This is a genomic window from Ferrimonas gelatinilytica, from assembly GCF_039544205.1.
Lineage (GTDB): Bacteria > Pseudomonadota > Gammaproteobacteria > Enterobacterales > Shewanellaceae > Ferrimonas > Ferrimonas gelatinilytica.
The window spans coordinates 26024-39472 of the sequence record NZ_BAABLF010000027.1 but is presented as its reverse complement, the minus strand read 5'-3'; the positions used below and the strand labels follow the sequence as shown (position 1 = coordinate 39472).

General features: G+C 56.7%; 13 protein-coding genes. All 13 read left to right on the top strand.

Annotation, left to right across the window (positions count from 1 at the left end; genetic code table 11):
* Nucleotides 1-50 precede the first annotated feature (50 nt).
* The 13 genes from mnmE (at nt 51) to atpD (ending at nt 13441) form a co-directional block, all read left to right on the top strand.
* Nucleotides 51-1418, top strand: coding sequence for a tRNA uridine-5-carboxymethylaminomethyl(34) synthesis GTPase MnmE (gene mnmE / locus ABD997_RS13100; protein WP_345317552.1), 1368 nt, complete (start codon nt 51-53; stop codon nt 1416-1418).
* A gap of 168 nt (nt 1419-1586) precedes the next feature.
* Entirely contained in the window at nt 1587-2021 is a 435-nt protein-coding gene (mioC, locus tag ABD997_RS13095; protein ID WP_345317550.1) for an FMN-binding protein MioC, read from the top strand.
* A 436-nt stretch (nt 2022-2457) separates the two neighbouring features.
* On the top strand, nt 2458-4347 hold the full coding sequence (gene mnmG, locus ABD997_RS13090; protein ID WP_345317548.1) for a tRNA uridine-5-carboxymethylaminomethyl(34) synthesis enzyme MnmG: 1890 nt from the start codon (nt 2458-2460) through the stop codon (nt 4345-4347).
* An 88-nt stretch (nt 4348-4435) separates the two neighbouring features.
* Nucleotides 4436-5056 carry a 16S rRNA (guanine(527)-N(7))-methyltransferase RsmG gene (gene rsmG / locus ABD997_RS13085; RefSeq protein ID WP_345317546.1) on the top strand — a complete coding sequence of 207 codons (621 nt, stop codon included), beginning with the start codon at nt 4436-4438 and terminating at the stop codon, nt 5054-5056.
* 20 nt (nt 5057-5076) lie between these two features.
* Nucleotides 5077-5871, top strand: coding sequence for a ParA family protein (locus ABD997_RS13080; RefSeq protein WP_345317544.1), 795 nt, complete (start codon nt 5077-5079; stop codon nt 5869-5871).
* A gap of 17 nt (nt 5872-5888) precedes the next feature.
* A complete protein-coding gene (locus ABD997_RS13075) occupies nt 5889-6785 on the top strand; it encodes a ParB/RepB/Spo0J family partition protein (protein WP_345317542.1) in 897 nt (298 codons plus the stop codon).
* A 616-nt stretch (nt 6786-7401) separates the two neighbouring features.
* The gene (atpB, locus tag ABD997_RS13070) at nt 7402-8226 is read left to right on the top strand and encodes a F0F1 ATP synthase subunit A (RefSeq protein ID WP_345317541.1); all 825 of its coding nucleotides are present in this window, start codon (nt 7402-7404) and stop codon (nt 8224-8226) included.
* Nucleotides 8227-8274: 48 nt separating this feature from the next.
* Complete coding sequence (atpE, locus tag ABD997_RS13065; RefSeq protein ID WP_425557074.1) at nt 8275-8490, top strand: F0F1 ATP synthase subunit C; 216 nt, start codon at nt 8275-8277, stop codon at nt 8488-8490.
* Nucleotides 8491-8562: 72 nt separating this feature from the next.
* Nucleotides 8563-9033, top strand: a complete 471-nt coding sequence (gene atpF / locus ABD997_RS13060; RefSeq protein ID WP_345317540.1) for a F0F1 ATP synthase subunit B — start codon at nt 8563-8565, stop codon at nt 9031-9033.
* Between the two features lie 18 nt (nt 9034-9051).
* Nucleotides 9052-9585 carry a F0F1 ATP synthase subunit delta gene (gene atpH, locus ABD997_RS13055; protein ID WP_345317538.1) on the top strand — a complete coding sequence of 178 codons (534 nt, stop codon included), beginning with the start codon at nt 9052-9054 and terminating at the stop codon, nt 9583-9585.
* Nucleotides 9586-9599: 14 nt separating this feature from the next.
* On the top strand, nt 9600-11141 hold the full coding sequence (gene atpA / locus ABD997_RS13050) for a F0F1 ATP synthase subunit alpha (RefSeq protein ID WP_345317537.1): 1542 nt from the start codon (nt 9600-9602) through the stop codon (nt 11139-11141).
* 20 nt (nt 11142-11161) lie between these two features.
* Nucleotides 11162-12025, top strand: coding sequence for a F0F1 ATP synthase subunit gamma (atpG, locus tag ABD997_RS13045; protein WP_345317536.1), 864 nt, complete (start codon nt 11162-11164; stop codon nt 12023-12025).
* 33 nt (nt 12026-12058) lie between these two features.
* The gene (gene atpD, locus ABD997_RS13040; RefSeq protein WP_345317535.1) at nt 12059-13441 is read left to right on the top strand and encodes a F0F1 ATP synthase subunit beta; all 1383 of its coding nucleotides are present in this window, start codon (nt 12059-12061) and stop codon (nt 13439-13441) included.
* Nucleotides 13442-13449 lie beyond the last annotated feature (8 nt).

Sequence of the window (13449 nt, the reverse complement as noted above, 5' to 3'; positions counted from 1 at the left end):
CCAAAACCGCCAGAGCGGTTACACTTGGCAAAAATTTTCTCGGAAGTAGCATGACCGATCACAACGACACCATAGTGGCGCAGGCCACCGCCCCCGGTCGCGGCGGCGTCGGCATCGTGCGGGTCTCAGGCAAGCGGGCCGAACAGGTTGCCCACGCCCTGCTTGGCCGTGTCCCCAAAACCCGCTATGCCGAATACCTGGCCTTCAAAGATCACCAAGGCCAGGTGCTGGATCAGGGCATTGCCCTGATGTTCAAAGCCCCAAACTCCTTCACCGGCGAAGACATACTGGAACTGCAGGGTCATGGCGGCCCCGTGGTAATGGATCTGCTGATCCGCGAGATCCTACGTCAGCCCGGGATCCGGACGGCTCGTCCCGGCGAATTCTCTGAACGTGCCTTTCTCAACGACAAGTTGGATCTGGCCCAGGCGGAGGCGATCGCCGATCTGATCGAAGCCAGCTCGGAGCAGGCGGTGCGCAGCGCCATGCACTCGCTTCAGGGGGAGTTTTCCGCCAAGGTCGACGACCTGGTGGAGCAACTGACCCGGTTGCGGATCTACGTCGAAGCCGCCATCGACTTCCCGGAAGAGGAGGTCGATTTCCTGGCCGATGGCCGCATTGCCGAGGAGCTTCAAACGGTTCGGACCCAGTTAACTCAGGTTCAGGACAGCGCCCGTCAGGGGGCTCTGATGCGGGAGGGGATGAAGGTAGTGATCGCCGGACGTCCCAACGCCGGAAAATCCAGCCTGCTTAACGCCCTGGCAGGGCGAGAGTCCGCCATTGTCACCGACATCGCCGGCACCACCCGGGACGTGCTCAGAGAACATATCCATATCGATGGTATGCCCCTGCACATCATTGATACCGCGGGGCTTCGAGAAGCCTCGGACGAAGTGGAACGGATAGGTATCGAAAGGGCCTGGAGCGAGATCGAGCAGGCGGACCGAGTTCTGCTCATGGTGGACGGTACCGACACCCCAGCAACGGATCCGGAAGAGATATGGCCGGAGTTCCTTCACCGCCTTCCCGAAGGGATGGGGATCTCCATCATCCGCAACAAAGCCGACCTGACCGGAGAATCACTGGGGCAAAGCGAAGCCGGGGAGCATCCGCTGTTTCGCTTGTCCGCGAAGAGCGGTGATGGCGTGAACCTGCTGAAAGAGCACCTCAAGGCCTGTATGGGTTATCAGGGTACCTCGGAGGGGGGATTCATGGCGCGCCAACGCCATTTGGAAGCCCTGGCATTGGCCAGACAACACCTGGATAACGGCGAAGAGCAGCTCAGGGTGTTCCATGCCGGCGAGCTGCTGGCGGAGGAGCTTCGACTGGCCCAGCATGCCCTCTCGGAGATCACCGGTGCATTCAGTTCCGATGATCTTCTTGGTCGCATCTTCTCGTCGTTCTGTATCGGTAAATAACTGTCCCGGACATCAAAAATGCCCTCGTCATCGAGGGCATTTTTGTCATTATCGGGCTCCGAGTTATGGCCACTACTCTCCCTACCAAGATGATCGCATCCACTCTGCCAGCTCAATCCCTTGCCGTATACTCCGCAACAGCCTTAAACAATCCAGAGAGGAACCCCCATGAAGATCGCACTGATCATAGGTACCACCCTCGGCGGTGCGGAAGCGGTCGCCGACGAGCTGCAGCCAGTATTGGAATCGGCCGGACATGAGATCCACTACGGCCTAGACTTCGATCCACAAGCGCTGCTTGAAGCCCCCTTTTGGCTGCTGGTCACCTCGACCCATGGTGCCGGAGAGCTGCCAGAGAACCTTCTGCCCTTCGCCCATTGGCTCGAAACTCAACCGGATCTAAGCCAGCACAGGTATGCCCTTTGTGGGATCGGTGATTCCAGCTATGACACCTTTTGTGGCGCCCTTGATCTGCTGGATCCCGCACTACGATCCAGCGGTGCAACCCCGCTTGTGGACAAGATCAGAATCGATGTTCAACAGATAGATCTGCCAGAAGATCAAGCACTAAGCTGGCTTACTGGTTGGCTGGACAGGATCTAGATCCCCCGTATGGATCCCATTTGATCACAGGCTCAGGAGAGTTATTCATAGATCAAAGATCTAACCACAGCCATGTGTGAATAAGTGCATTTATTTCTGTGGTAAACCTGACAACTAATCACAAGTAAGGATCCGGAAGGATCGCCCCTGTGCATAAGATCGCGATCTATCCAGAGGCTCCGATCCTTTAGATCCCGATCAGATCACAGCTTGCGATCCTCTCTAAACGCCCGCACAGCAATGGGATCCGGGAGTTGTCCACAAAGATCGCGTGAACTAATAAGAGTAAACATAAAAGATCTTTAAATAGATCTTTTAATATTTAAGGATCGAGCCCGATCGAACTGGTCAATTTATAATCTTTCTAACCAGGCTTCCCAGTGGTAGAATGCAGCGCTTTTTTCACCCCAATGATTGGTCAGGTAGGTAGTGGTTCATGCAGGTACAAGAACATTTTGATGTCATCGTTGTTGGCGGCGGTCATGCGGGTACTGAAGCCGCTCTCGCTAGCGCCCGCACCGGCAGCAAAACTCTGCTGCTGACCCATAACCTCGATACTCTGGGACAGATGTCCTGTAACCCCGCCATTGGCGGAATCGGCAAAGGGCACCTGGTTAAAGAGATCGATGCTCTGGGTGGTGCCATGGCTCTGGCAACGGATCGTGCCGGGATCCAGTTCCGTACGCTCAATGCCTCTAAGGGGCCGGCTGTCCGCGCGACACGCGCTCAAGCGGATCGCGCGCTCTACCGGCAGGCGATCCAGGAGATCCTGTTTCGCCAGGAGAACCTGCAGATCTTCCAGCAAGGGGTGAATGATCTGATCCTGGAGCAGGATCGGGTCACCGGTGTGATCACCGATGCGGGTATCCATTTTTCAGCCAGCACTGTAGTACTCACCGTTGGTACTTTCCTGGACGGCAAGATTCATATCGGTCTCGATAACTACGGTGGAGGCCGGATCGGGGATACCAACGCGGTTGCCCTCGCCCACCGTCTTCGGGAGTTGCCCTTCCGTATGGATCGGCTGAAAACCGGTACTCCGGCGCGACTGGATGCACGCAGCCTCGATTTTTCCGTGATGCAGGAACAACCGGGCGATAACCCGACGCCACTGATGTCCTACATCGGTGATCGCAGTATGCAGCCCCGGCAAATCTCCTGTTTCATCACCCACACCAATGAAAAAACGCACGAGATCATTCGTCGTGGACTGGATCGCAGTCCCATGTATACCGGGGTAATCGATGGGATCGGGCCGCGCTACTGCCCTTCGGTAGAGGACAAGATCATGCGCTTTGCGGACAAGACTTCGCACCAGATCTTTGTCGAACCGGAAGGGCTGAACAGCATTGAGATCTATCCCAACGGGATCTCCACTTCACTGCCCTACGATGTCCAGTTGGATCTGATCCACTCCATCAAGGGCTTCGAGCAGGCACGGATCCTGCGCCCAGGCTATGCCATTGAGTACGACTACTTCGATCCGCGAGATCTCAAAGCGTCGCTGGAGAGCAAGTTTATTGAGGGGCTGTTCTTTGCCGGCCAGATTAATGGCACCACGGGTTACGAAGAAGCGGGTGCCCAAGGACTGCTTGCGGGTCTCAACGCCGCCCGTCAATGTCGTGGTGAATCCCCTTGGGCTCCGCGTCGGGACGAAGCTTACCTTGGCGTCCTGGTGGATGATCTCTCCACCCTGGGCACCCAAGAACCCTATCGGATGTTTACTTCGCGGGCGGAGTATCGCCTCCTGTTGCGCGAGGACAACGCGGATCTGCGCCTGACCGAGGTCGGCCGCAACATGGGGCTGGTGGATGATGAGCGCTGGGCCAGCTTTAATGCCAAGCTGGAAGCTATTGAACAGGAGCGGCAGCGTCTTCGAAGCACCTGGGTTCAGAAAGAGAGCGATGAAGCACTGGTGCTGAATCCGCAACTTAAATCGCCGCTGACCCGGGAAGCCAACCTGGAAGATCTTATCCGCCGTCCAGAGATGACCTACGCACAGTTGATGGCAATCGACACCCTGGGGCCAGCGCTGAGCGACCCCCGTGCCGCCGAGCAGGTGGAGATTCAGATCAAGTACGCCGGCTACATCGATCGCCAGAAGGAGGAGATCGAAAAAGCCCGTCGGCACGAATCAACGGTGTTACCGCTGGACCTGGATTACCAGGAGGTCAAAGGGCTCTCGAACGAGGTGATCGCCAAGCTCAACGAGCACAAACCGGAAACCATTGGCAGCGCCTCGCGGATCTCCGGTATTACGCCAGCCGCTATCTCACTGTTGCTGGTCTACCTGAAGAAACACGGACTGCTGCGCAAAACCGCGTAAAATCCCATCCAGTGATAATGCAGCGGGGCTTTTCATGCCCCGCTGTTCCTTTCATAATGCCTAATTAACCCTGTGGGAGGATGCCAACGTGTTGGCTCAACGCCTGAAATCCTTGATTGATGACACTGATCTTACCGTTACCGCCGAACAACAGGCGCAACTGGTGACCTTGGTCACTCTGCTGGATAAGTGGAACAAGGCTTACAACCTCACTTCAGTGCGGGATCCCAATGAGATGCTGGTTAAGCACATGCTCGACAGCATGGTGGTCGGCCCCTACCTCGACGGGAAACGTTTTATCGACGTCGGGACGGGACCGGGGCTGCCGGGATTGCCGCTGGCGATCTGCAATCCGGACAAGGAGTTTGTCCTGCTGGACAGCCTCGGCAAACGGATCCGCTTTATCCGCACGGTGATCCACCAGTTGGGATTGACCAATGTGGTGGCGGTGGAGAGCCGGGTCGAGGCTTACCAGCCAGAACAGGGATTTGATGGTGTGCTCAGTCGTGCATTTGCCTCATTGCAGGATATGCTGAGCTGGTGTCATCATCTGCCTACCCCTCAGGGACGTTTCTACGCCCTCAAAGGGCAACTGAATGAGGATGAACTGGCACAGCTCCCAGAGGGGCTGTCCATCGCCGATACCATAGCGCTGAAGGTGCCTGAGCTGGATGGGCAGCGCCACCTGGTGATCGTTACCGCCCAATAACTCAATCTGGAGTCTCCGTCGTGGCCAAGATCATAGCTGTCGCCAACCAGAAAGGCGGCGTTGGAAAAACTACTACCAGCATCAATCTGGCCGCTTCCATGGCGGCTACCCGTCGCCGGGTGCTGCTGATTGACCTCGATCCTCAGGGCAATAGCACCATGGGCAGTGGCGTGGATAAGTATCAGGTGTCCCATACCGCCTACGATCTGCTGGTGGATGAGGTCCCCGCCAGTGAGGTGATCCAGACCGAAACCAGCGGGAAATACCACCTGATAGCCGCCAATGGTGATGTGACGGCGGCGGAGATCAAGCTGATGGAGGTGTTTGCCCGGGAGATCCGCCTGAGAACGGCCCTGGAAGCGGTGCGAGATCAATACGACTATATCTTCATCGACTGCCCCCCCTCGCTCAACCTGCTCACCGTGAATGCGCTGGCGGCTGCCGATGCGGTCGTTATCCCGATGCAGTGCGAGTACTATGCGCTGGAGGGGCTGACCGCACTGATGGACACCATTGAAAAGCTGGCCCGGTTGGTGAATCCAAAACTCGCCATCGAAGGGATCCTCCGCACCATGTATGACCCGCGGAACCGTCTTGCCAATGACGTGTCGGATCAGCTGAAAAACCACTTCGGGGACAAGGTCTACCGAACCGTGATCCCCCGCAACGTTCGCCTGGCCGAGGCACCCAGTTTTGGGGCGCCCGCCATGTACTACGACAAGAGCAGCGCCGGCGCCAAAGCCTACCTGGCATTGGCCGGCGAGATGCTGCGGCGCAGTGAATCGGCCCAGATCACTGCGCTGGAAACCGAATAACGTCAAAGAGGAAGCCGATGTCGTTGAGAAAACGTGGATTGGGCAAAGGGCTGGATGCCTTGTTGGGCAGCAGCCAGTCGATGGCGCTGAGCGATCAGAAAGAATCACTTCGCCCTGAACTGCCACCATCGGAGTTGACCCGTCTGTCGGTCACCGCACTGCGCGCCGGACAGTACCAGCCCCGTCGTGACATGTCGGCGGAGGCACTGGAGGAACTCGCGGCCTCCATCCGGTCACAGGGCGTGATCCAACCTGTCGTGGTCCGTCAACTCAGCGGCGATCGTTACGAGATCATTGCCGGCGAGCGACGTTGGCGCGCCGCACAGATGGCGGGTCTGGAGACAGTTCCCTGCCTGCTCAAGCAGGTTGATGATAACGCCGCTATCGCCATCGCCCTGATTGAGAACATCCAGCGGGAAGATCTCAACGCCATGGAGGAAGCGATCGCGCTTAAGCGCCTGGCGGATGAGTTTGATCTCACTCATGCCCAGGTGGCCGAAGCGGTGGGAAAGTCCCGCACCACAGTCACCAACCTGCTGCGCCTGAATCACCTCAATGATGAGGTGAAAACCCTGTTGGAGCACGGGGACCTTGAGATGGGCCACGCCAGGGCGCTGTTGGCCTTGAGCGGCGATGAGCAGAACCTGGTGGCCCGCCAGGTGGTGGCCAAAGGCCTGAACGTGAGGGAAACCGAACGGCTGGTACAGAAGGTACAGACACCGACGCCGGCGAAGCCGGAAAAGCGGGTGGATCCGGACATTCAGGCCCTGGCGCAACGCCTGACCGAAAATCTCGGGGCCGAAGTTGCCATCAATCACGGCAACAAGGGAAAAGGGAAGCTGGTGATCAGCTACCGGGACCTGGATCAGCTGGATGGGATCCTCAGCAAAATTGCCCCCTCCCGGGAGGAGTAACGGAGCAAATTTACTAGCCACCACAATGAAACGAGCCGAAAGGCTCGTTTTTCATTTGCCGATTCCAAATCTGTACTGAATTTTAACGTTTTGCAATTCGAAGTGCTGGCGTCCTGGCTGGATCACAAATCATGATGCAAACGTGACGTGAGATACCGTCAATCCGCCGTGTTTTGTTGCATCGGGGGCATAAGCCGGTATACTTTCGCATGATTTTTCAGTCCCGCCCTGCTGTTGCTTTGCGGGATTGTTAAAAACGCAGGAAGCGGGCTCGTTTCAAGCGAAATCCAGTCTCTGCGAGGGAGCGCGGTTGTACCTCAACCTCTGCTTTTGTCGTGGCTTGGTTCGTTGATGATGAGCTGGTGCTGCGTATTTCGGGTACCTGGGTAAAGCTAAGCGTCGTTTTTCGATGTTTTAACGTCTAGGCGCTCGATCTGTATCGCATTCCTTAGCGGTCGCTGATCTCCAGTGGCGGCGAATCGGCCTTCGGGTCTGTTCGGATAGGATTCGATAAAAGCTGATGCTAACCAGGGTGCGTCCGGACGACGCTATAGCGTCTCGGGACACACTATGGGCAGCAACTTTGTTTTTTCAACAAAAACAAATGAGATGAATAATGGCTGCTACTCCTCAGGAATACATCCAGCACCACTTGACCAATTTGCAGGTCTGCTCCACCGACTCCGGTCTTGGGTGGAACTATGCCTGTAAAGAGGCGGGGTTCTGGGTATGGCACGTCGATTCATTGCTGTTCGCGGTTGGCTTAGGTCTCCTCTTCCTGTGGCTGTTTCGCTCCGTAGCGAAAAAAGCGACCACTGGCGTTCCCGGTAAGCTGCAATGCTTTATCGAGATCCTGGTGGAGTTTGTGAACAACTCCGTGAAGGATGTGTTCCACGGCCGCAACCCCGTTGTAGCTCCCATGGCTTTGACCATCTTCGTCTGGGTTTTCCTGATGAACCTGATGGATCTTATCCCTGTGGACTTCATCCCCAACGCCATCATGTGGGCGACTGGTGTTGAGTACTTCAAGATCGTTCCAACGACCGACTTGAACATCACCGCAGCATTGGCGCTTGGTGTCTTTTTGACGGTGATCTTCACCAGTATCAAAGTGAAAGGCGTCAAGGGGTTTGCGAAGGAGTTGACCCTCCAACCGTTCAACCACCCAGTAATGATCCCGTTCAATTTCGTCCTCGAATCGGTCACCCTGCTGGCGAAACCCATCTCATTGGCGCTTCGTCTGTTCGGTAACCTGTACGCGGGTGAATTGATCTTCGTCCTCATCGCGCTGGTTTACAGCGGCGGTGTGGTGCTCGGTTCTCTGGGCGTGGCGTTGCACATACTTTGGGCAATTTTCCACATTCTGGTAATCGTGCTTCAGGCCTTCATCTTCATGATGCTGACGATTGTGTATCTCAGCATGGCAAGTGAAGACCATTAATCAATAACATCAATAAGTTAGTTTAAGCTTAACTATCTGGAGAGACTCATGGAATCCTATTTCGCTGTTGCTTTTCTGATCGGTATCTGTGCCATGGCCACTGCCATCGGTTTCGGTCTGTTGGGTGGTAAGTTCCTGGAAGCCTGTGCCCGTCAGCCGGAAATGGCCCCGACCCTGCAAACCAAGATGTTCATCATCGCCGGTCTGCTGGATGCCGTACCGATGATCGGTGTGGGTATCGGCATGTACATGCTGTTCGCATAACGCATCCCATCCTGATGACCGGGCCTTGCGCTGTACGCAAGGCTTGAATTGGATTTAAGAGGAGATGCCGTTTTGACTATCAACGCGACCTTACTGGGTCAGCTGATCGCTTTTATCCTCTTCGTCTGGTTCTGCATGAAGTACGTATGGCCGCCCTTGCTGGCAGCCATCGAAGAACGACAGAAGACGATTGCTGATGGCCTCGCCAGCGCGGAACGCGCGGGCAAGAATCTGGAGTTGGCGCAACAAAAAGCGTCAGACCAGATCAAAGATGCCAAAGGACAAGCGGCTGAGATCGTTGAGCAGGCCAACAAACGAGGCAATGCCATTGTCGAGGAAGCCAAGGCGGAAGCCGAGGTGGTTCGCGCCAAGATCATTGCCCAAGGCGAAGCCGAGATCGAAGCTGAACGTAACCGCGCACGGGATGAACTGCGCGCCCAAGTGGCTGCCCTGGCAGTCGCGGGTGCTGAGAAGATCCTGGAGCGTTCCATTGATGCCAACGCGCACCGCGACATTGTCGACAAGCTGGCTAACGAACTGTAAGCAAAGGGAGAGGGCTAAATGTCTGAATTGACCACTGTTGCTCGCCCTTATGCCAAAGCCGCTTTCGATTTTGCCGTCGAGAAGCAGGCGGTGGACGACTGGGGACAGATGCTGGGTTTCCTGGCAGAAATTGCGGCCAATGAGACCGTGATGGAACTGATGTCCAGTCAGACCAACGCCGAGCAGCTGGCCGATATCTTTATCAAGATCGGTGGCGAGCAACTCGATGAGCATGGCCAGAACCTGGTAAAGGTGATGGCAGAAAATGGACGCCTGGTGACGCTGCCGGCGGTTGCCCGCCAGTTCGCGCTGTTGCGCGACGAGTGGATGAAGGAGCTGACTGCGGAGGTTCAATCCGCCGAGGTCCTGTCCGAAGAGCAACTGACCAAAATCGCAGCGTCGTTGGAACAACGTTTGGCACGCAAAGTGAAGCTGAACTGCAGCGTCAACCCGGATCTGATCGCCGGTGTCATCATCACTTGTGGTGACACCGTGATCGACGGGTCGGTACGCGGCAAGCTCAGCCGCCTTGCCGACAAGCTGCAATCCTAATTGGGGATGTGAGCATGCAACTGAATTCCACTGAAATCAGTGAACTGATCAAGAGCCGTATTGAACAGTTCAATGTTGTCAGCGAAGCTCGTAATGAAGGCACCATCGTTTCCGTAAGCGATGGCATCATCCGTATCCACGGCCTGGCCGATGTGATGCAGGGTGAGATGATCGAGCTGCCTGGCAACCGTTTTGCCATCGCACTGAACCTGGAGCGTGACTCCGTTGGTGCTGTTGTGATGGGTCCTTACGCCGATCTGGCGGAAGGGGAAAAAGTTAAATCCACTGGCCGTATTCTGGAAGTGCCAGTGGGCCGTGGCCTGTTGGGCCGCGTGGTCAACACCTTGGGCGAGCCGATCGACGGTAAGGGAGCTATCGAAAACGATGGGTTCTCCCCCGTTGAGGTGATTGCACCGGGTGTTATTGAGCGTGAAGGCGTAGCCCAGCCTGTTCAGACCGGCTACAAGTCCGTTGACGCCATGATCCCGATTGGCCGTGGTCAGCGTGAGCTGATCATTGGTGACCGTCAGACCGGTAAAACCGCGATGGCCATCGACGCCATCATCAACCAGCGTGATTCCGGCATTAAGTGTGTCTACGTAGCGATAGGCCAGAAGGCCTCCACCATCGCCAACGTGGTGCGCAAGCTGGAAGAGCACGGTGCCCTGCAAAACACCATCGTTGTCGTGGCGTCCGCGTCCGAAGCGGCGGCTCTGCAGTACCTGGCGCCCTACTCCGGTTGCTCCATGGGTGAGTACTTCCGTGACCGCGGTGAAGATGCGCTGATCGTATACGATGACCTGTCCAAGCAGGCTGTTGCTTACCGTCAGATCTCCCTGCTGCTGCGCCGCCCGCCAGGCCGTGAAGCTTTCCCGGGTGACGTATTCTACCTCCACTCCCGCCTGCTGGAGCGTGCCTCCCGTGTGAATGCGGATTACGTGGAGAAGTTCACCAACGGCGAAGTGAAAGGCAAAACCGGTTCTCTGACCGCTCTGCCGATCATCGAAACCCAGGCTGGCGACGTTTCCGCATTCGTTCCGACCAACGTGATCTCCATCACCGACGGCCAGATCTTCCTGGAAACCGACCTGTTTAACGCCGGTCTGCGCCCTGCTGTTAACCCGGGGATCTCCGTATCCCGTGTGGGTGGCGCCGCTCAGACGAAGATCATCAAGAAGCTGTCCGGTGGTATCCGTACCGCCCTGGCTCAGTACCGCGAACTCGCGGCCTTCGCCCAGTTCTCTTCTGACCTGGATGAGGCGACCCGTGCCCAGCTGGAGCATGGTGAGCGCGTTACCGAGCTGATGAAGCAGAAGCAGTACTCTCCGATGAGCGTAGCCGAACAGGGTGTCGTGATTTTCGCAGCCGAGAAGGGCTTCCTGAAGTCCGTCGAAGTGGCCAAGATCGGTGACTTCGAAACCTCTCTGCTTTCCTACATGAACAGTCAGCACGCGGACTTGATTGCCCTGATCAACGAGAAAGGAGACTACAACTCCGACATCGAAGCTCAGCTGCAGTCCGCACTGGATCAGTTCATTGCCACTCAAACCTGGTAACAGGTCAAGGAGAGTAAGAGATGTCCGGCGCTAAAGAGATCCGTACCAAGATCGCGAGTGTGAAAAGCACTCAGAAGATCACGTCTGCAATGCAGATGGTGGCCGCATCCAAGATGCGTCATGCGCAGGAGCGCATGAATGCCAGCCGTCCCTATGCAGACAGCATGCGTAAGGTGATCGGTCACATCGCGCAGGGCTCTCTCGAGTACAAGCATCCTTACCTGGAAGAGCGCGAGGCCAAGAACGTGGGATACATCGTTATCTCCACGGACCGTGGCCTCTGTGGCGGCCTTAACATCAACCTGTTCAAGCAGGTGGTGAAGGGAGCTGCAGCCTGGAAGGCCAAGGGCGCCAATGTGCAGTTCGCTGCCATCGGCACCAAGGCCGCCGGTTTCTTCCAGAGTTATGGCGGGGAGGTCGTTGCACAGGCCTCCGGGTTTGGCGATGAGCCGACCCTGACCGACTTGATCGGTTCCGTCAAAGTGATGCTGGATGCTTACGACGAGGGCAAACTGGACCGCCTCTACCTGGTGTACAACCAATTTGTAAACACCATGAAGCAGGATCCGGTGATCGATCAACTGCTGCCGTTGCCCAAAAGCGACAAGCAGGAAGCCCCCCATACCTGGGACTACGTGTATGAGCCGGATAGCCCCAAGCAGCTGCTCGATAAGCTGCTGGTGCGCTACGTCGAGTCCGTGGTTTACCAGGGGGTGGTGGAAAATGTCGCGTCTGAACAGGCCGCGCGTATGGTAGCGATGAAAGCCGCGACCGATAACGCTGAAGGCCTGGTCGATGATCTGCAACTGGTATACAACAAGGCTCGTCAGGCTGCGATTACGCAGGAACTGAGCGAGATTTGTGCCGGTGCTGCGGCGGTTTAAGGCAACGCTTTTGACAGAATCAGAGGAAAAATCATGAGCACAGGTACTGTTGTTCAGGTGATTGGCGCGGTTGTCGACGTGGAGTTTCCGCAAGACGCCGTTCCTAAGGTATACGACGCCCTGAACGTCGCCCACGATGACGCCAGCCTGGTGCTGGAAGTTCAGCAGCAGCTGGGCGGCGGCGTAGTCCGTACCATCGCAATGGGTGCGTCAGAAGGTTTGCGTCGTGGCCTGAAAGTGACCAACACCGGTAAAGCCATTGAGGTTCCGGTGGGCACTGCGACCCTAGGTCGTATTATGAACGTCCTGGGTGAGCCCATCGACGAAGCCGGTGAAATCGGTGAAGAGGAGCGTTGGGCCATCCACCGCGCTGCACCGAGCTACGAAGATCAGTCTTCCGCCACCGAGCTGCTGGAAACCGGCATCAAGGTGATCGACCTGGTCTGCCCCTTCGCTAAAGGCGGTAAGGTGGGTCTGTTTGGCGGCGCCGGCGTAGGTAAAACCGTCAACATGATGGAGCTGATCCGTAACATCGCGGTAGAAAGCTCCGGTTACTCCGTGTTTGCCGGTGTGGGTGAGCGTACCCGTGAAGGGAACGATTTCTACCACGAGATGAAAGAGTCCAACGTACTGGACAAAGTATCTCTGGTTTACGGTCAGATGAACGAGCCGCCGGGTAACCGTCTGCGCGTGGCCCTGACCGGTCTGACCATGGCGGAGAAGTTCCGTGATGAGGGACGTGACGTACTGTTGTTTGTCGACAACATCTATCGTTACACCCTGGCCGGTACTGAAGTATCCGCTCTGCTGGGCCGTATGCCCTCTGCGGTAGGTTACCAGCCGACGCTGGCGGAAGAGATGGGTGTCCTGCAGGAGCGTATTGCTTCCACCAAGACCGGCTCCATCACCTCCGTTCAGGCGGTCTACGTGCCTGCAGATGACTTGACCGACCCCTCCCCGGCCACCACCTTCGCCCACTTGGATGCGACCGTGGTACTGAGCCGTGATATCGCTGCCCGCGGTATCTACCCCGCCATCGACCCGCTCGATTCCAGCTCCCGTCAGCTGGATCCGCTGGTCATTGGTCAGGAGCACTATGATGTGGCTCGTGGTGTGCAGACCGTTCTGCAGCGCTACAAGGAGCTGAAGGACATCATCGCGATCCTGGGTATGGACGAACTGTCCGAAGACGACAAGCTGGTGGTGGAACGTGCCCGTAAGATCGAGCGCTTCCTGTCTCAGCCGTTCTTCGTAGCAGAGGTCTTTACCGGTTCTCCGGGTAAGTTCGTTTCGCTCAAGGAAACCATCCACGGCTTTAAAGGCATCCTGGCCGGTGAGTACGATCACCTGCCGGAGCAGGCCTTCTACATGGTTGGTAGCATCGACGAAGCGGTCGAGAAGGGTAAGAACCTTTAATCTTTCCG